Annotated in this window: 16 protein-coding genes; 12 read left to right on the top strand and 4 right to left on the bottom strand. The window is 72.5% G+C overall.

The genetic code is table 11. The annotated features are described in order from the left end of the window. Positions 1-4: 4 nt before the first annotated feature. Genes ACF073_RS22330 through ACF073_RS22295 form a run of 8 tightly spaced genes read left to right on the top strand, consistent with a single transcriptional unit; the run spans position 5 to position 11,263 of the window. Positions 5-886, top strand: a complete 882-nt coding sequence (locus ACF073_RS22330; protein WP_392072543.1) for a diiron oxygenase — start codon at positions 5-7, stop codon at positions 884-886. Then, positions 886-1,152, top strand: coding sequence for an acyl carrier protein (locus tag ACF073_RS22325; protein WP_392072541.1), 267 nt, complete (start codon positions 886-888; stop codon positions 1,150-1,152). Before ACF073_RS22330 ends, ACF073_RS22325 begins: the two co-directional genes overlap by 1 nt. After that, entirely contained in the window at positions 1,145-1,966 is an 822-nt protein-coding gene (locus ACF073_RS22320) for an aminoacyl--tRNA ligase-related protein (RefSeq protein ID WP_392072540.1), read from the top strand. Before ACF073_RS22325 ends, ACF073_RS22320 begins: the two co-directional genes overlap by 8 nt. After that, the gene (locus ACF073_RS22315; RefSeq protein ID WP_392072538.1) at positions 1,963-7,320 is read left to right on the top strand and encodes an amino acid adenylation domain-containing protein; all 5,358 of its coding nucleotides are present in this window, start codon (positions 1,963-1,965) and stop codon (positions 7,318-7,320) included. Before ACF073_RS22320 ends, ACF073_RS22315 begins: the two co-directional genes overlap by 4 nt. Then, complete coding sequence (locus ACF073_RS22310) at positions 7,317-8,237, top strand: DMT family transporter (RefSeq protein WP_392072536.1); 921 nt, start codon at positions 7,317-7,319, stop codon at positions 8,235-8,237. Before ACF073_RS22315 ends, ACF073_RS22310 begins: the two co-directional genes overlap by 4 nt. Before the next feature lie 7 nt (positions 8,238-8,244). Further along, entirely contained in the window at positions 8,245-9,000 is a 756-nt protein-coding gene (locus ACF073_RS22305) for a 4'-phosphopantetheinyl transferase family protein (protein ID WP_392072535.1), read from the top strand. Continuing rightward, on the top strand, positions 8,997-10,052 hold the full coding sequence (locus tag ACF073_RS22300) for a methyltransferase (RefSeq protein ID WP_392072533.1): 1,056 nt from the start codon (positions 8,997-8,999) through the stop codon (positions 10,050-10,052). Before ACF073_RS22305 ends, ACF073_RS22300 begins: the two co-directional genes overlap by 4 nt. Continuing rightward, positions 10,049-11,263: a M20 family metallopeptidase gene (locus ACF073_RS22295; RefSeq protein WP_392072531.1), complete on the top strand. Its 1,215-nt coding sequence runs from the start codon at positions 10,049-10,051 to the stop codon at positions 11,261-11,263. Before ACF073_RS22300 ends, ACF073_RS22295 begins: the two co-directional genes overlap by 4 nt. A 34-nt stretch (positions 11,264-11,297) precedes the next feature. Here the strand turns inward: ACF073_RS22295 and ACF073_RS22290 are convergent, their stop codons facing one another. From ACF073_RS22290 to ACF073_RS22280, 3 genes are all read right to left on the bottom strand, one after another. Beyond that, entirely contained in the window at positions 11,298-11,924 is a 627-nt protein-coding gene (locus tag ACF073_RS22290; RefSeq protein WP_392072529.1) for a pyridoxamine 5'-phosphate oxidase family protein, read from the bottom strand. A 144-nt stretch (positions 11,925-12,068) separates the two neighbouring features. Further along, on the bottom strand, positions 12,069-13,304 hold the full coding sequence (locus tag ACF073_RS22285; RefSeq protein ID WP_392072527.1) for a glycoside hydrolase family 88 protein: 1,236 nt from the start codon (positions 13,302-13,304) through the stop codon (positions 12,069-12,071). 147 nt (positions 13,305-13,451) lie between these two features. After that, positions 13,452-13,919, bottom strand: coding sequence for a hypothetical protein (locus tag ACF073_RS22280; protein WP_392072525.1), 468 nt, complete (start codon positions 13,917-13,919; stop codon positions 13,452-13,454). A 139-nt stretch (positions 13,920-14,058) separates the two neighbouring features. Between ACF073_RS22280 and ACF073_RS22275 the strand changes: the two genes are divergently transcribed. The 4 genes from ACF073_RS22275 (at position 14,059) to ACF073_RS22260 (ending at position 17,556) form a co-directional block, all read left to right on the top strand. Next, positions 14,059-14,715, top strand: a complete 657-nt coding sequence (locus ACF073_RS22275; protein ID WP_392072522.1) for a maleylpyruvate isomerase N-terminal domain-containing protein — start codon at positions 14,059-14,061, stop codon at positions 14,713-14,715. A 112-nt stretch (positions 14,716-14,827) separates the two neighbouring features. Beyond that, the gene (locus ACF073_RS22270) at positions 14,828-15,784 is read left to right on the top strand and encodes a MerR family transcriptional regulator (protein ID WP_392073143.1); all 957 of its coding nucleotides are present in this window, start codon (positions 14,828-14,830) and stop codon (positions 15,782-15,784) included. A gap of 113 nt (positions 15,785-15,897) precedes the next feature. Beyond that, positions 15,898-16,542 carry an FMN-binding negative transcriptional regulator gene (locus ACF073_RS22265; RefSeq protein WP_392072520.1) on the top strand — a complete coding sequence of 215 codons (645 nt, stop codon included), beginning with the start codon at positions 15,898-15,900 and terminating at the stop codon, positions 16,540-16,542. Positions 16,543-16,941: 399 nt separating this feature from the next. Further along, positions 16,942-17,556 carry a hypothetical protein gene (locus ACF073_RS22260; RefSeq protein ID WP_392072518.1) on the top strand — a complete coding sequence of 205 codons (615 nt, stop codon included), beginning with the start codon at positions 16,942-16,944 and terminating at the stop codon, positions 17,554-17,556. A 471-nt stretch (positions 17,557-18,027) separates the two neighbouring features. Here ACF073_RS22260 and ACF073_RS22255 read toward each other — a convergent pair whose 3' ends face one another. Beyond that, positions 18,028-18,924, bottom strand: a complete 897-nt coding sequence (locus ACF073_RS22255; protein ID WP_392072516.1) for an NAD(P)-dependent oxidoreductase — start codon at positions 18,922-18,924, stop codon at positions 18,028-18,030. Positions 18,925-18,957 lie beyond the last annotated feature (33 nt).

The raw sequence follows: 18,957 nt of genomic DNA, 5'->3' as shown, positions 1-18,957 counted from the left end.
ACGCATGGACACAACGGACGTGGTGGAAACGCTCGGCCATCTGGTCGCCGACGCGACGGACCATCACTACAGCCCCTACACACGGTTCGACTGGGTCGACGAGCTGGCCGAGGAACAGTGGTGGATGACACCCGACCTGCTCACCGTGGCGGGCACCCGGCACGCGCGCGCCCTGGACGAGAAGCTCCTCATGAGGCTGAGCAAGTGGGAGAGCGTCAACTTCTTCAGCCTCAACATCCACGGCATACGCGAGCTGCTCATCGAGGTGACCCGGCGCATCCACACCCGGGGCTTCGAGCTGCCCTCCGAGTTCTTCCACCGCTTCCTGGGCGAGGAGAACGGGCACATGTGGTTCTTCGCCCAGTTCTGCCGGCGCTACGGCGGCAAGATCTACCCGGACAAGTCGCTTCCGGTGCCCACGGCGGAGGAGGACGCCGCCGTCGCCAACTTCCTCGTCTTCGCCCGCATCCTCGTCTTCGAGGAGCTGGTGGACCACTTCAACATCCGGATGGGACGCGATGCCGCGCTGCACCCCCTGATCAGGGAGGTGAACCAGGTGCATCACGACGACGAGTGGCGGCACATCATCATGGGCCGCAAGCTGGTCGGGCTCCTGTACGCGCCGCTGCGCGAGCGCGGGGACCAGGAACTGCTCGACCGGCTCGACGTCTACCTCCGGCGCTACATCACCGCGAGCGCGCAGTCGCTCTACAACCCCACCGTCTACCGCGACGCGGGCATCGCGGAGCCCTTCGCCCTCCGCGAGGAGCTGCTGCGCGACCCGGCGCGCGTCGCGTACCACGAGACGTTCTTCAAACGCGTCATCCGGTTCCTGGTGAGCCAGGACATCATCAGCGCGTCCCCGTTCCAGGGGGCGGCGGCCTGATGGCGGCGGACGTGATCGAGCAGGTGCGCACATGGCTGCTGGCGCGCAATCCGGAGGTCTCCGCCATCGGCTGGGACGAGGACCTCATCGACAGCAGGTTCATCGACTCCCTCGACTTCCCTCAGCTGCTGCTCCTCCTGGAGGAACTGGCGGGCCGGGAGCTGGAACTCACCCCCGAGAACGTGGTCGGGTTCCGCACCCTGCGCGGCATACGAGACACGGTTCTGGCGGACACCCCCGGCGCCGACGCGGTGAGCCATGACTGACCTCTACACGGCGCGCGGCGGACTCGTCGTCCTCGGTCCGGAGCTCGTCCGGCTCATGGACCTGCTGGACCAGCGCTTCCAGGACTGGGCCCGCGAGTGCGGCGCCGCCCCGATGCTCTTCCCGCCGCTGCTCAGCACCGCGGACCTCGCGTCCATCGACTACTTCGACAACTTCCCCCATCTCGCCCTGATGACGGCCCCGTTGCGGCTTCCGGCGGACAAGACGGACGGCGAGGCGCCGCTGGCCGCCGAGCGGCTCGGCGCGAGCGCGTACGGGCTGGTCTCCGCCGCCTGCTACAACGTCTATCTGCACCACCGCTCCACCGCCCTCGCCGCTCCCCGGTACATCACCACCGTCGCCAAGTGCTTCCGCAACGAGGACCACTACGACGGACTGCGCCGGCTGCACGGCTTCACGATGCGGGAGATCGTGTGCCTCGGGCCGCGCGAGGCCGTTCTGGACCACCTGGCCGCGTTCCGGCCGAAGGTGGTGGAGTTCGCGGCACGGCTCGGGCTCGAACTCGCCGTACAGCCCGCGTCGGACCCCTTCTTCGCGAAGGACGGCGGGCGGGCGCTGCTGGCGCAGCTCTTCCCGGTCAAGGAGGAGTTCGTGCACGGCGGCTCCCTGGCCATCGGCTCCCTGAACTTCCACCGGAACTTCTTCGGCGAGCGGTGCGACATCTCCCTGGCCGACGGCGGCCCCGCCTACACCGGATGTGTCGCGTTCGGTCTGGAGCGGTGGCTAGCTGCGCTCCTGGAGACGTGTTCCGGAGTCGACGAGATCGCCGAACGGGTGGCGGAGGCGGGTCCGTGAGCGATCTCCTCGGCCGCCTGGCGGGGTTGAGCGGAGCGGAACGGGCCCAGGTGATGGCCCGGCTGCGTCAGGGGCCTGCCGAGCGGCCCGCCGGCCCCGGCGCCGTCTCCGAAGCGCAGCAGCGGCTGTGGCTGCTCCAGCGCCTGGACCCCGGCAGCCCGGCGCACCACCTCTCCGCCGCCCTGCACCTGGACGGACCGCTCGACACCGAGGCCCTGCGCTCCGCCCTCACCGAGATCACCGCGCGGCACGAGGCGCTGCGCAGCGCCTTCAGCGAGCAGGACGGGCGCCCGGTGCGGCACGTCATCGCGCCCGGGCCCGTGGAACTGCCCCTGGTGGACCTGGCCGACCGGCCGTCGCCGGAGCGGGAGCGCCGGGCACGCGAGCTGCACGCGGAGAGCGGCAGGCGCCCCTTCGCGCTGGACCTGGCCCCGCTGGTCCGCTTCACGCTCTACCGGTTCGCGGCCGAGCGGCACGTACTGACGGTCGTCGCGCACCATCTGGTCTGCGACGGCTGGTCGACGGCCGTCTTCACCACCGAACTCGCCGCGCTCTACGACGCCTTCTCCCAGGGGCGGCCGTCTCCCCTGCCGGCCCCGGCCGCCCGGCCGGCCGGCGGGCGGCGGCCCGCCGGCGACGCCGTCGCCCACGCCGAGCGCGAGCGGTCGGTCGCGCACTGGCGCGGCGCGCTCTCCGGCGCACTGCCCGTCCTCGACCTCCCCACCGACCGCCCGCGGCCCGCGCAGGAGACGTTCCCGGGCGCCCGGCACGGCTTCCGGATCCCCGCCGGCCCGCACCAGGAGCTGCGCACGGCGGCCGGCCGGGACCGCTCCACCGTCTACGGCCTGCTGCTCGCCGCGTACGCCGTCACGCTGCACAGGATCACCGGCGGGGCGGACTTCGTCGTCGGCGCCCCCGTGGACGAGCGGCGGGGCCCGGACGAGGAGGGGCTGATCGGCTTCTTCGTGAACACGCTGCCGCTGCGGCTGCGCCTGCGACCGGGCGGCACGTTCGCGCAGACGGCTCGGCAGGCGGCCGAGGTGCTCGGCGACGCGCTGGCGCACGCCCTCCCGTTCGGGGACATCGTGCGGGAGACGAACCCGCCCCGGCTGCCCGGCCGCGCGGTGCTGCGGCAGACCGCCTTCTCGCTCCAGCCCGCCGTCACCGGAGGCCGGCAGGCGGGGCGGCTGACCCTCACCCCGGCCGCCCCGGACGACTTCGGCCTCGGTGTGGCGCCCCTCGAACTCAGCCTGCACCTGCGCGAGCAGGACGGCGAGCTGCTCGGCTGCTTCGAGTACCGCACCGACCTGTTCGACGCCGGCACCGTCGCCCGATGGGCCGACACGTTCCAGGAGGCGGTCCGCGAGGCCGTCCGCACACCGGAGGCGACCGCCGTCACCGGCGCACAGCAGACCGAGACAAACCTGACGGACAGTCAACTCGCCCTGTGGTTCGGCAAGAAGACGGCCGGGGACGTACGGCTGTACTACGAGAACGTCACCGCGCTCTACACCATCGCCGCCCCGCTCGACCACGACCGCTTCCAGCGGGCCTTCCAGAAGCTGGTGGACCACAGCGACGCGCTGCGCAGCACCTTCCACGAGGTGGACGGCATCCCGCTGCGCCGGGTGGCCGCGACCGTCCCGGCACCGGTGGACCTGGTGGACCTCGCCGGCGAGCCGGACCCCCGGGAGGCCGCCCGGCGCTGGGCCCGGCGGCGCGGCGGCCGCGCACCCGACCCCGCCCGGTCCGTCTTCGACTCCGCGCTGCTCCGGCTCGGCGACACCGCGTTCGCCTGGTACCTCAACGTGGACCACCTGGTCTGCGACGCCTGGTCGATGTCCCTGTTCCTGCGTACCCTGTCCGCGTACTACGAGCTGGACCGGCGCGGCACCCTCGACGAGGCCGCGCCGCTGCCGCCGTTCCAGGCGTACGTCGACCACGAGCGGTCGCCGACCGGCGCGCGCCGCCGGAGCAGGGCCGAACGCCACTGGCGCGACACACTGGCCACCCCGGTCGAGCGGCTTGCGTTCTACGGCAGGGAGGACGAGGTCGCGGGCACGACCCGCACCGACCGGCGCACCGTCGACCTCGGCGCCGAACGCAGCGCCCGCATAGCCGAGTTCACCCGCCAGGAGGGCCACACCTCACCCGCCGTCACCTTCGCCACGGCACTCTTCGCCTACCTCCACCGGGTCGGTGGCGGCGAACTCCTGCGCGTGGGCACACCGTTCGCCAGCCGCCCCGCCGAGTTCCGCGGCACGGCGGGCCTGTTCATGAACGTACTGCCGTTGCAGCTGCGGGTCGCCGGGGACACCTCGCTCCGGCTTCTCGCCCGGGAGACACAGCGGTCCTTCCTGCAGGCCGCCCGCCACCAGGACCATGTGCCACGGCATCGCGGCGGCGCCCGGCTCTACGACGTCTACCTCAACTATCAGAACGCCGTCTTCGAAGGCTTCGGCGGGGCGGTCGGCTTCGACCTCATCGACACCGGGCACTCCCCCGACCGGCTCACCCTCCAGGTCCGTGAGCTGCGCCCGGAGCCGGGCGCGGCACCCCGCTTCGTGCTCGACTTCGACTTCAACACCGCCTGCTTCGGCGAGGTCCAGCGCGACCGCACCACCGGGCACTACCTGGCCCTGCTGGACGCCCTGCTGAGCCGCCCCGACGAGGCGGTCGCGGCCCCCGGGATGCTGTCGGACGAGGAACTGAAGCAGCTCGACTCCTTCAACGACACCGCGCGCCCCTACGACCTGGACCTGCCGCTGCACGCGCACATCGAGCGCCAGGCCCGGCGCACCCCCGACGCGACCGCCGTCGTCCTCGAGGACCGCACCCTCACCTACGCGGAGCTGGACGCGGCGGCCGGCCGGCTGGCCCGGCGGATCCGCCGGGCCGTCGGGGACGACCGTTTCGAGCCCGGTACGACGGTGGCCGTGCACATGGAACGCTCCCTGGAGCTGGTCGTCAGCCTGCTCGCGGTCCTCAAGGCGGGCGGCGCCTATCTCCCGCTCGATCCGGCGACCCCGGCGCAGCGCCTGGCGTTCATGCTGGCCGACGCCGGCACCGCTCTGCTCCTCACCACCGGACCACCCGACGGCCTCCCGGACGACGTACCGGTCCTGCGGGCGGACCTGGACGAGGCGGGCGAGCCGGAGCCGGAGGGCCCGGAACCCGAGGTCGCGGTGGCGCCCGGCCAGCTCGCGTACCTCATCTACACCTCGGGCTCCACGGGCACGCCCAAGTGCGTCATGCTGACCCACCGGGGCATCTGCAACCGCCTGCTGTGGATGCAGGACGCCTACGGCCTCACCTCGGCAGACGCGGTGCTGCAGAAGACGCCGTACACGTTCGACGTGTCCGTGTGGGAGTTCTTCTGGCCGCTCATGACGGGGGCGCGGCTGGTCGTGGCCCGCCCCGGCGGACACCGGGACCCGGGCTATCTGGCCGAGGTGATCCGCCGTGCGTCGGTGACGACCGCGCACTTCGTCCCGTCCATGCTGCGGGTCTTCCTGGCCGACCCGGCGGCCGGGCGCTGCGGCTCGCTGCGGCGGGTGATCGCCAGCGGCGAAGCGCTCCCCGGGGACCTCGTCCGGCGGTTCTTCCAGGTCTTCCCGCCCTCCGCCGTCGAGCTGCACAACCTGTACGGCCCCACGGAGGCCTCCGTCGACGTGTCGGCGTGGCGGTGCGGGCCCGAGGACGCCGACGGCTCCGTGCCCATCGGCCGCCCGGTGGCCAACACCACGCTCGACGTGCTCGACGACCGGCTGGCCCCGCTCCCCCTCGGTATCGCCGGTGAACTGCACATCGGCGGGGTGCAGCTCGCGGCCGGGTACCGGGGCCGCGACGACCTCACCGCGGAGCGCTTCGTGCCCGATCCGCGCCGGCCCGGCGGGCGGCTGTACCGGACCGGCGACCTGGTGCGCCAGCGCCCGGACGGGGCCCTGGAGTTCCTCGGCCGCGCGGACGGCCAGATCAAGCTGCGCGGCTACCGCATCGAACTCGGCGAGATCGAGACACGGCTGGCCGCCCACCCCTCGGTGCAGGCCGTCGCCGTGCGGGTGTGGGAGGAGCGGCTGGTCGCGTACGTCGTCCCGGCCGGCGGATCCGAGCCGCCCGGACCGCGCGAACTGCGCGCCTTCCTGGCACGCTCCCTGCCGGAGCACATGGTGCCCGCCGCTTTCGTCCCCCTGGCCGCCCTGCCCGTCACCGCCAACGGCAAGCTCGACCGCAAGGCACTGCCGCAGCCAGGCCCGCCCGCCGCAGCGGCCCGGGTCCGTCCGGCGCACACCGGGCTCCAGCGGACCGTCGCCGGGCTGTGGGCCGAGCTGCTGGGGCGGGACGCGGACACCGTCTCCGCCGACGACGACTTCTTCGAACTCGGCGGCCACTCGCTGCTCGCGGCCCGCCTCATGGCGGCGGTGGCCCGCCGTTTCGGGGTCCGGCTGCCGCTCACCGCGCTGTTCGAGGCGCCCACGGTGGCCCGGTTCGCCGAGCTGGTCGCGGCGGGGTCCGAGCACTCGCTGATCGTGCCGCTGCGTGCCCCGCTCACGCCGGCGCCGCTGTTCCTGCTGCATCCCGCGGGCGGCGACGTCATGGCGTACCGGCGGCTGGTCGCGCTGCTGCCCGCGGGCCGGGAGGTGCTGGGCATCCGGTCCCGCGCCCTGTCCGGCGAGGCCGAGGCGGACAGCCTCGCCGCCATGGCCGCCCGGTACGTGGATCTCATCCGGGAGCGCCGCCCGTCCGGACCGTACCATCTCGCGGGCTGGTCCATGGGCGGTGCCCTGGCGGTCGAGGTGGCGGCCGGTCTGGAGGCGGCGGGCGAGCGGGTCGCGCTGGTGGCGCTGCTCGACTCCGCCGTCCCCGGGACGGGCGTCCCCGATCCGCTGCTGGCCCCGGCCGTCGCCCTGGCGGACTCCCTGCCCCGGCTCGGTGTCACGGCCGCCGACACCGCGGCGCTCCGCGACCGGGTGCGCGGACTGCCGCTGGCGGAGCGGCTGAAGCTGATGATCAGCTGGGCCGAGGAGCGCGGTTCGCGCGTGCCGCCGTCCGAGGCCCTGCTCCGGGAGGCGGAACTGGCCGAGCGGCACGAGCGCTTGGTGCTGGCCCATCAGCCTTCGGTGATCGACGCCCCGCTGACGCTGTGGTGGGCCCGCGACCGGCTCCGCGAGGCGGACACCTCCTGGGCACGGCAGACCCGCGGCGGTGTCCGTACGGAGGCCGCCCTCCCCGGCAACCACTTCACCCTGCTCCGCCCGCCCCATGTCGCGCAGGTCGCCGAGCGGCTCGCGGCGGCCCTGGACACGGCTGAGCGAACCGTCCCCGTAGACCGACAAGGAAGTGAACATCCGTGACCTCTGCGCAAGCCAATCAGGGGACCGCTTCACCGGAGTCTCCCGCCCCGTCCTCGGGCACGCCGCCGCTCGCCGTCGCGGCCGGACTGCTGACCGTCTTCCTGTGGGCTTCCGCGTTCATCGGCATCCGCGCGGCCGGCAAGGACCTCGATCCCGGCGCGCTGACGCTGGCGCGGCTGTTCATCGGTGCGGTGCTGCTGGGAGTGGTCGTCCTGATCCGCAGGGTTCCGCTGCCGCCCCGCGCCGACCTGCCGCGGCTGTTCCTGTGCGGTCTGCTCTGGTTCGGCGTGTACAACGTCGCGCTGAACGCCGCCGAGCAGCGGATCGACGCGGGCACCACGTCGATGATCATCAGTCTTGGTCCGGTGCTGATCGCCGTGCTGGCCGCCTTTCTGCTCAAGGAGGGCTTCCCGCGTCCGCTGGTCGTCGGCGGCGTCGTGGCGCTCGTCGGTGTGCTGCTGATCGGCCTCGCGACGTCGAGCAAGGGAGTGGAGGCGGGGACGGGCAGTGCGCTCGCGCTGCTGGCGGCCGCCGCGTACGCCGGCGGCGTCGTCACGGAGAAGCCGCTGCTGGGCAACAGTTCGGCCCTCGTCATCACCTGGCTGGCCTGTGTCGTCGGCGCCGTGCTCTGCCTGCCGTTCCTGCCCCAGCTGATCGACAACCTCTCGCACGCGAGCGGCAAGGCGATCGGCTGGACGCTGTACCTCGGTGTCTTCCCCACCTCGGTCGCCTTCACCACCTGGGGATACGCCCTGGCCCGGTCCACCGCGGGGAAGATGGGCGCGCTCACCTACCTCTCCCCGCCGATCGCGGTGACCCTGGCCTGGCTGATCCTCGACGAGACGCCGCCGTGGCTCGCGGTGGCCGGCGGTGCGCTGTCGCTCGCCGGTGTCGTCTACAGCCAGCGCAAGAAGTGAGGCATCCGTGCCGGCGGCCCTGACCGTCGCGGTCGCGGAGACGGACCGCCTCCTGGCCCTGCCGGGTGCGGGCGCGTCGGTGCTGAGCGCCGCCGAGCGGCGCCGGTTCGCCGCCGTGCGCACCGAGCGGGCGCGCGCGGACTTCGTCGCCGCCCGCCTCCTGGCCCGGCTGTGTGTCGCGTGGCGGACCGGCGGCGCCGTGCGGGACGTCGTACTGGAGCAGCGGTGCCCGCGCTGCGCCGGGCCGCACGGCCGGCCGCGCGTCCGGGGCTCGCGGTGCGGGGTCAGCCTCGCGTACGCGGACGGGGTGGTGGCCGCCTCGGCCGCGGATCACCCCGTCGGCATCGACATCGAGCGGCTGCCAGGACCGGACCCGGGCCCCGGCTTCGGCCGGCCCGGGCAGTTCCTGACCCGCGGCGAGCTGGACCGCGTCCGCGGTTCCCCCGCTCCCCGTTCGGCGTTCCTGCGCATCTGGGTACGGAAGGAGGCACTGGTCAAACTGACCGCGGCGGGCCTGCCCGGCATGGCCGGCATCGACCTCGCGCAGCTGCCGCTGTGCGAGGCGGGCCCGGGCGGACCGCACCGGATCGGCCGGCTGCTCCTCTACGACCTGTCCGGCACGGGGTCCGACGTGATCGGCGCGGTCGCCGTCACCGCCCCCGGCCATCCGGCCGGCCGCGGTTGCCCGGCCGCCTCCGGCATACGGTCACTCACCCTCGACGACCTGATCGACACCCTCTCATCCCAGGGAGAAGCACCATGAGCGAGGTACCCACCAGGCCCGACAGCGTCGTCCCCGACGCCCTGACCACCGTGCTGCTCGGCCACAACGCCTTCCAGTTCACGCGCGCGGGCGTCGAACTCGGCCTCTTCGACCTGCTGGAGCGCGACCCCGGCACACCGCGTGCGCGCATCGGCGCCGAACTGGGGCTCGCGGAACGTTCCTTGGACATCCTGCTGCTCGGCGTCACCTCGCTCCGGCTGGTCGAGCGCACCGAGGACGGGTACGTCAACGCCAAGTCGATCTCGGACCTGTTCACCGGCGGCCACTGGGAGCTGGTCAAGGCGGTCGTCGGCTTCGAGGCGTACGTCACCTATCCGGGCCTCGTCGACTTCACCGAGTCGCTGCGGGCCAACAGCAACATCGGGCTGCGGCGCTATCCGGGCGACGGCGCCACGGTCTACCACCGGCTCAGCGAGGATCCCGAACTGCTCAAGGTCTTCTACCACTTCATGGGCACCTGGTCGGCCGTCGCCAGCAAGCACCTCATCAAGTACGGCGACTTCAGCTCCTCCCGGCGCGTCCTCGACGTCGGCGGCGGGGACGCGACGATGGCCATCGCGGTGGCCGGTGCGCACCCGGACGTCGAGGTCACGGTGCTGGAGATCCCGAAGGTGGTCGACCTCGCCCGTAAGCGGGTCGAGGAAGCGGGGCTCAGCGACCGGGTGCGGGTCGTCGAGGGGGACATCTTCGCGGGTGACTACCCCGAGGGGCATGACACCGTGATGTTCGTGCACCAGCTGCAGATCTGGCCCCAGGAGCGGATCCGCGTGCTGCTGGGCCACGCCCACGCCGTGCTGCCCGCGGGCGGCCGGGCGCTGATCCTGAACTCGATGTCGGAGGACGACTACGACGGTCCGCTCATGGCCGCCCTGGCCAGCCCGTTCTTCGCCGCCGTGGCGGGTGAGGGCGGGATGATCTACTCCTGGGAGGGCTACGAGAAGTCGCTGAAGGAAGTCGGGTTCGACCGGGTGCGGCGTACCCGCTGCACCGAGGCCATCACCCCGCACGGCATCATCACGGCGGTCAAGTGACCGGCCGGCAGCTCGATCCCGCCCTGGTGGAGGACCTCGTGCGGCTGCGCGAGGATCTCCACCGGGAGCCGGAGCTGGGGCTTGATCTGCCGCGGACCCAGGCGAAGGTGCTGGCGGCGCTCGACGGACTGCCCCTGGAGATCACGACGGGAAGGGGGCTGTCCTCCGTCACCGCGGTGCTGCGCGGCGGGGCCGGGGACGACCGGGACGGCGACCGTCCCGCCGTGCTGCTGCGCGCCGACATGGACGCGCTGCCGCTCACGGAGAGCAGCGGTGTCCCGTACACCTCCAAGATCGAGGGCCGTATGCATGCCTGCGGGCACGATCTGCACACGGCCATGCTGGTCGGCGCCGCCCGGCTGCTCGCCGAGGGCCGGGGCGGGCTCCGCGGTGACGTGGTCTTCATGTTCCAGCCGGGAGAGGAGGGACACCACGGTGCGCGGCTGATGATCGAGGAAGGGGTGCTGGACGCGGCCGGTCGGCGCCCGGTGGCGGCGTACGCGGTGCATGTGGCCTCCTCGATGCTGCCGGCCGGGTGGGTGCTGACCCGTAAGGGCCCGCTGCTGGCGGGCGGTGATGTGCTCCGGGTGACCGTCCGGGGCCGGGGCGGCCACGATTCCCAGCCCCAGCTGCTGAGGGATCCGGTGCCGGCCGCGTGCGAGATGACCCTGGCGCTGCAGACGTACGCGAGCCGGGGATTCGACCCGTTCGATCCGGTGCTGCTCTCGGTGGGCAGCATCCACGCGGGCACCTCGGCCAACATCATCCCGGACGAGGCGGAGTTGAAGATCGGTGTCCGCACCTTCGGGCCGGGTGCCAAGGCCGAGGTCATCGAGGGGGTGACGCGGGTCCTGGAGGGGATCGCCGCGGCTCACGGGGTGTCGGTGACGGTGGACCACTCCATGGACTACCCGGTCACGGTGGTCGACCCGGCGGAGGCGGACTTCGCGGCCGGCACGGTCGAGCGGGTGCTCGGGCCGGGCAGGTTCCTGTGGGCGCCGAACACGCTGAGCCCTTCGGAGGACTTCTCGTTCGTCCTGGGCGAGGTGCCGGGGGCCATGCTCTTCCTGGGCGCCTGCCCGCCCGACCGGGATCCGGGGACGGCGAGTTTCAACCACAGTGCCGACGCGGCCTTCGGCAGCGAGGTGCTCGGCGACGGTGCCCTGCTCCTCGCCTGCCTCGCCGAGGACCGGCTGGCCTCGGCCGGCTGACGGCCCGGAACGCCGTGGCGGCCCGGGGCGCGGATCAGTCGCGCGCCCCGAGCCGCGACCGCAGCTCCTTGTTCTCCTCCTCCAGTTCCGCGATGCGCTCGTACACCCCTGCGAGCGCGTCCGCGAGTTCGGCCTCCGAGAAGCGGGGAGTGATGTGTTTGGCGCAGTTCCAGGCGAGGCCCTCGACCCGCACCACCATCAGCCACTCCTCATGCCCCTCGGTCCGCACGTCCTCCGGCCGGCCCCCCGTCCCGGGGAATTCGCCGGCGTCCCTGATCTCGGCCCGGCCGAGGACTTTCAGCCGGGTCCGGTGTGCGTAATCCATGAAGAACAGCGAGACGCGGTCATTGCCGCGAATATTCCCGGCCGTGATGTACTGCCGATTGCCGCGCACATCGAGAAAGGCCAGCGTCTCCTCGTCCAGGACGTGGACGAATCCCGGCGGGCCGCCCCTGAACTGGATGTACGGCCACCCGGTCTCGCTCACGGTGCCCAGGTAGAACCCGTCACGAGCCCCGATGAACCCGGCCTCGGCGGGCCCCAGCCGATCGGCACGCCCGGCGTCCGTGCCGAGCAGCCGCTCCATGGCGGCGGCGCTTCCCCGCTCTTCCTGCACGCGTCGGACGTCATCGGTGAAGGCCACGTGGGCGTAACGGCTCATGCGGCGCTGCCTCCATTCGGAAGAACAACAGCTCGGCAAGCGGAAAGAGCGGTTACGGACAGTTTAGTTCAGACGTCCTGGGTGTCTCCATGAGTTCCGTGAACACCGTGTTGCGCACCGGGCGTGGTGGCGGCGGCGTTCGGCTCATTCCTTTCGAGGCCGGGCGGACAGGTCGATCGCGCGGTCGACGTCCGCGGGGCGGAGTACCCGCAGGATGCCTTCGAGCAGGTAGTAGTCGGCGTAGGGCAGGGAGACCTCGATGCCGTCCTCGGCCGGGCGGTTGCGGGTGCAGCGGGCCACGACCGCCTCGGCGCGGGCCGAGTCCTTCGTGAGGCAGGTGTCCGCCAGAGCCGTGAGCAGGCGCAGCGCCACCTCGCGGTAGGTGTGCCGGCCCGTCGCCGCGTGCAGGTCGAGGAGACCGCACGCCATGATGGCCCCGGCGGAGGCGTCCTTGATGTCGTACGGCTGCTGGGGCGCGCGGTAGTCCCAGACCGGCACATGGTCCGGACCGAGCGCGGCGACGGCGAAGTCCGCGAGTCTGCGCGCGGTGTCCCGGAACCCGGTGTCGCCGGTCCTGCGGTACATGGTGGTGAACCCGTAGATCCCCCATGCCTGTCCGCGCGACCAGCAGGAGGCGGGGCTGTAGCCCTGGACGGTGCCGGGGCCGACGGCCGCACCGGTGTCCGGGTCGAAGTCGAAGACGTGCGGGGTGGATCCGTCCGGGCGTGGGAAGACGCGCTGGGCGGTCCTGGCGTGTTCCACGGCGATGTCGAGGTACGTACTGTCCCCGGTCTGCCGGCTCGCGAACGCCAGCAGGTCGAGGTTCATCATCGTGTCCATGATGACCCGGCCGGCGTTGGCGGTGTCGGTCAGCGCACCCCATGCCCGGATGAACCTCCCGCGCGGGTTGTACCGCTGGATCAGGGAGTCGGCGGCCCGTATCGCGCCGGCCCGCCACATGTCGTCGCCGGTCAGCCGCCAGGCGGTGACCCAGGAGGGGTAGAAGAGGAAGCCGAGGTCGTGGGTGCTCGTGTCGTACTGGCGAGGCGCGAGATTCCGGGCGGATTCGACGGCCCAGGCGCGGAAGGCGTCGTCCCTGCTGTGGAGCCAGGCCATCCACAGGGTCCCGGGCCAGAAGCCGCCCACCCAGTCCCCGTTGCGCGAGTACGTCCACTTCTCGAACTTGGTGCCGACCGGGTAGCCCGTCACGCCGGGCGCGACGGCACGGACCTTCTCCACGGCGTAGTCCGCCGCCGCGCGGAGCGTCCGCAGGGTGGCCTCCGTGTCCGTGCGGTCCGCCGCGGCGGCAGGCACGGCCGAGACACCTACGGCCGCGGCACCGGCCGCCGTCGCCAGCACCGTACGCCGGGAAACGCTCATACTCGCTCTCCAACTGGGCCGTGCGGACGGGAAGTTGGCTGAGCTTCGCACACCACACGCACACATGTACACCCACGTGAGCAAGGTTCATCCATGTGAACGGCGGATCGAGGGATCCTTCCCTGAGCACGACGCGGGCCACCGCGGTCACGTGCCTTCGGGGCCGTTCGCCAGTCGGCGCCGCCACCACAGGTCCGCCCGCCACCGGCGCCCTTCGGCGAGCGGGTCCGGGAGGGTGCGCGCGACGTACTCGGCGTCCAGCGCCCTCACGCGGTGCCCCAGTTCGGCACGCGGGCCGGGCGGCAGCCGCCGCAGGACGTCGTCCAGCACGTCACGGGCGTGCCGTACGTCGCGGAAGGAACAGCCCCGGCAGCCGCACCCCTCCTCCTGCGGATACCTGGGCCGGCGTCCGGGCGGTCGCAGGAACTGCCGGTAGCGGCGCAGGGCGCGGTCGGTGGCGCCTGCGTAGAGGTAGTAGTCGCCGGAGAGCCTCTCCACGCGCTCGATCGCCAGGCTGGTCCGGAGGGAGAGTCCATGGATCCGCTCGACGTGCAGGCCGCGCGGGACACGGGGAACCTGTCGGGCGCGCAGGGCGCCGGGCTGCCTACGCGGCATCGCCCTTTCGCTGGTCGGACATGACCCGATCATGCCGCACGACCACCCGGTCGGGTAGTGGGTTTCTCCCCCCTGCGGCCACCGCCCGCTCCACGGGAAATCGATCGAAGCGCCGGACGGCCACTGCTAGGTTGCGGCCGTGGACCTCTTCTCGCGCTCCTGGGCGGCGCTGCGCACGACGGTCGCCGGACTCTCCGACGAGGACTTCGCGCTGCCGTCGGGGTGCGGCGGCTGGCAGGTCCGGGATCTGGTGTGCCATCTGGTCATCGACGCCCAGGACGTACTGATCACCCTGGTGACACCCGCCTCGGCGGAGCCGACCCACGACGCGGTGACCTACTGGCACGTCTCGGACACGCCGCCCGCGGGCGACGATCCGCTGGACGCGCTGACCGTGCGGCTGGCCGCGGCGTACGAGGAGCCGGGCCTTCTCAAGTTCCACCTGGACGACGTCGGTTCCGCCGCCGGCCGCGCGGCGGAGCTGGCCGACCCTGGGCTGCTGGTCGGCACCCAGGACATGGTCCTCACCGCGGGCGACTACCTGCACGCGTACGTCCTGGAGTGGACCCTGCACCACCTGGACCTGATCGCCCACCTCCCGGACGCGGCCCAGCCGCCCGCCGAGACCCTCGCGGGAGCGCGCGTCCTGCTGGAGAAGATCGCCGGGGCGTCGTTCCCCACGTCGTGGTCCGACCAGGACGCGCTGCGGATCGGCACGGGGCGCCGGGCCCCCACCGCCGGGGAGCGGGCCGAACTGGGCGGTCTCGCCGAGAGGATCCCGCTCGTTCTCGGCTGAGCGTGCGGGGATGAGCGCGCGGGGGCGGCACCGGTAAGGCCCATGGGTCCCCGGGGCCCACGCTTGACCTTGCCCCCCGGGGCAAGGTTTAGCGTGGTCGGTGGTGAACGACATGAAGATCAGCGAACTGGCACGCCGGGCCGGTGCGACGACCAAGGCGGTGCGGTACTACGAATCGCTCGGGTTGATCACGCCCGAGCGGCTCGCCAACGGCTACCGGACCTACACCGAGGACGACGTCCGCCTCGTGCGCGAGATCCGCGCGCTCCAGCGGCTGGGGATCCCGGCCGAGGGCACCCGGCCCTTCCTGGAGTGCCTGGCGGCCGGACGGCAGTACGCCGACGACTGCCCGGCCTCGCTGGCGAGCTACCGCGCCGCCATCGACGAGCTGACCGAGCGCATCGAGGCCCTCGCCGCCCGCCGCACGACACTCATCACCCACCTGCACACGGCCGCACACCGGGGCAGCTCGGCGGCACCGGCCGCACGGACCGCAACACCCGACGAGGACTATCTGACCCTCCCCGCCGACCTGCCCGTCCCCGCGGACGACGGCGCCGCGTCCCAGCTGCCCGGCACGAGGGTCCCCCGCCTGACCCTGCCCACGACGGCGGGCAAGGAGGTCAGGCTGGACACACTGGGACCCCGGCGGACGGTCCTGTACCTCTATCCGCTCACCGGCCGCCCCGGCACCGATCTGCCGGAGGGCTGGAACGCCATCCCCGGGGCCCGTGGCTGCACCCCGGAGGCTTGTGGCTTCCGCGACCACTTCCAGGAGCTGCTCGACGCCGGGGCCGGGCGCGTGTACGGGCTGTCCAGCCAGGACTCGGCGTACCAGCGGGAGGTCGTGGAGCGGCTCGGACTGCCGTTCGACATGCTCTCCGATCCCGCGCTCCACCTGGCCGACGCCCTCGCCCTGCCCACCTTCGAGGCCGACGGGAGGCGGCTGTTCCGCCGGCTGACGCTGATCGTCCGCGACGGGGAGATCGAGCACGCCTTCTACCCGGTCTTCCCGCCGAACGCGCACGCCGGGCAGGTGCTGGCCTGGCTGCGCGAGAACCCGATGTGAGCCGGGCGATCCCATCCCCTGCCGGCGACCAAGAAATCCAGACACCCAGCCACCCAGGGATCCAGGGATCCAAGGGCCCAGGGACCGAGATACCCGAGGACCGAGACGTACTGATGTACCTGCCGAAGCACTTCACGGCCGACGAGGCCGCCGTCCATGACCTGCTCGCCCACCACGGCGCGGCCGACCTGGTCACCATGACCCCGCAGGGCCTGCTGGCGACGGTGCTGCCGTTCGTGTACGACCCGGAGGCCGGTGCACACGGTTCCCTGATCGGGCACATGGCCCGTGGCAACGACCAGTGGCGGGAGCCGGTGCGGGGCGACGCCATGGCGATCGTGCGCGGACCCGACGGCTATGTGACGCCCACCTGGTACCCGGCCAAGGCCGAGCACCACCGGGTGGTGCCCACCTGGAACTACATAGTGGCCCATGTGTACGGGGAACTGGTCGTCCACGACGATCCCGACTGGACCGCCGCGCAGCTGCGCCGGCTGACCGACCGGCATGAAGCGGGCTCCGCCGAACCGTGGTCCGTCGACCAGGCCCCGGCGAGGTACGTCGAGGGCCGGCTCCGCGCGATCGTCGGCATCGAACTGGTCATCAGCCGGATCGAGGCCAAGTTCAAGCTCAGCCAGAACCAGCCTCGCGAGAACGTCGAGGGAGTCGTCGCGGGCCTGTCGGCGCGCGGACGAAGCCATGACACCGCGCTCGCGGCGGCGATCCGCGCCCACAACGATGCGCCGGACATGTCCTGATAGACACAGGCCACCGAGGCCGCTCTCGCGCGGGTCGTCCACACGGGGACGTGGTGGCCGTATCCGCTCAGGAGGGGGGTGCGGCGAGCCAGTCGCCACAGAAGGGCGGCATCTTGCGGACATCGGCGTCGGACATATGTGCCAGCCATGTGTGCCGCCCGGGGCGACTCCGTGGACGGCAACTCCCTTGACGGCGGGCCGTGCATGTCCCGCCACCAGGGGAACATGGCGCCCCCGACTCGATGCCGACACGGCGGGTACCTGGGGCTGGAGCGGGCCTCGATCGGCTATTACTGCCTCGTCAACGGTGAAAACCGGTCGACCCGCCCGTATCATCCAGGTGTCGCACCGTCAGGAGCGGAGGGAAACATGCCGGAAACCCCTGGGGCCGTTACCGAATTGGCCTCTCAGTACGTCAGCCAAGTAACCAACGACCTCGAACACAATCTCAAGGAGCAGGAACGCGTCACGGCCGAAATCACCGCGCTGCAGGAGCAGTTGGCCGGACTCCAGCACGACCACACCATTCTGCTCAGCATGCAGCAGGCTCTCGGCGTCGCCGCACCGGCCGGCGGCGCGGTCGTTCCCGCCCCGCGCAACAAGAGCGGCGACACACAGCACGCCGGCACGCGGCGCGGCAGCACACGGGGCGGAAGCACACAGCGCGGCGGCACACAGCGGACCGACGCGAAGAAGCCGGCGGCCAAGAAGGGGGCGAGCGCCAAGTCCACGCCCAAGAAGGCCGCGTCGGAGGCCACTGCGCCCACGCTGATCGAACTCGTCCGCCGGTACCTGTCCGAGCAGAGTGAACCGCGGTCCGCCGCGGAGGTCACCGAGGCGCTGGGCCAGGCACACCCGGACCGCGGGGTCCAGACCAAGGTCGTACGCACGACTCTGGAGAACCTCGTGGCGCGGAACTGCGCCCAACGCACCAAGCAGGGTTCGTCCGTCTTCTACACGATGCCGGAGGAACCGGCGAAGGCACCGGCGAAGGAGCCCGACACCGTCACATGATCCTGGCCGCCTCGGACACGCGCGCGCGTACACCGACGAGGGTGTCGTCGGGGGCGAGGTGCGGGGTGCCCGGCGCGGGGGTGTGCCGCCGTGCGAGCTGTTGCTGCGGGTGGTGGCGGCTGCTGAGCCGCAGGCCCTCCGGACGGCAGGCGCGGGGCCGGTGTGCCCGGCATCCGGTTCGGAGCGGCCTCGCACGCCCGATGCCGGGTGTACGCGCAAGCGGGCTCCATGGGTGTCGTCCTCAGCCGCTCTGCCGCTGGCCGGGTGTCGGGCACGTCGTAGGTGCGCCGCCGGATCCTCGGATGCCCGGGGCGGTCGCCGCGACGGCCGCGGCACTCCCGGGACGGCCTCGCGCCGTACGGCGGCCGAGGCCGCGACCCGGGGCCGTCGCGTCAGCACCCGGCGACGGCCGGCCCACCGGACCGGCCCGCCGATGGCTTCCCGAGCGCTGACGGGACGAGCCGATGCGGGTCAGGCGGACGGGCCGCCGGTGGCGTCGAAGCTGGCGAAATAGGCGGCGGCCATGTCCTCTTCGGCGTGACCCTGCGCGGCGGCGCGCTCCAGGCGCTCCGCGCTCGCGGCGGCCACGTCCAGGCGTACGCCGTTCCGTTCGCCGGCCCGGACGATCAGCCGGGCGTCCTTGGCCGCCGTCGCCACCGCGAACTGGGCTGGGGACAACTGGCCGTTGAGGATGAGCCCCGCCTTGGCGTGCAGATACCCCATGTCCAGCGGACCCCCCGCGATGGTGTCGAAGAAGCTCTGCGGCTCCACGTCGAGCGCCTGCGCCAGGGCCAGCACCTCGCCGACCGCAGCGGTGGCCGCGATGACCCAGCTGTTGGCGACCAGCTTCAGGCGGGTCGCGGCCCCGTCCGCACCGTCCTCGCCGGTCCACACGGTCCGGGAACCGACCGCGTCGAACACCGGGGTCACGACGGCCCGGTGCTCGCTAGGACCCGCGGCGAGGACGACGAGCTGCCCGGCCTCGGCCGGCTGGCGCGTGCCCAGCACCGGCGCGTCGAAGAAGACGAGGCCGTGCTCGCGGGCGAACGCGGCCAGCTCGCCGATGGCCTCGATCCCGGCGGTGGTGGACTGCACCCAGGCGGCGCCCCGACGCAGCGCGGGAGCCGCCTCGCGCATGACGTCCAGGGCCGCTGGGCCGTCGTAGAGCATGGTCAGGACGACATCAGCGCCCTCGACGGCCTCGCTGGGCGTACCGGCGATGTGTGCGCCGTCGGTGGCGAGCGGTTCGGCCTTGGCACGGGTGCGGTTCCAGGCGCGGACGGTGTGTCCGGCACGCACGAGGTTGCGGGCCATCGCGGCGCCCATGATGCCGGTGCCCAGGACACTCACGGTGAGCTTGTCGGTCATGACGTCAACTCCCTGCAATTTACGGGACTCAGG

The sequence above is a fragment of the Streptomyces sp. NPDC015171 genome (assembly GCF_043079545.1).
Lineage (GTDB): Bacteria > Actinomycetota > Actinomycetes > Streptomycetales > Streptomycetaceae > Streptomyces.
Note: the sequence above shows the minus strand (reverse complement) of the source record. Positions and strands in the feature narration are given on the sequence as shown.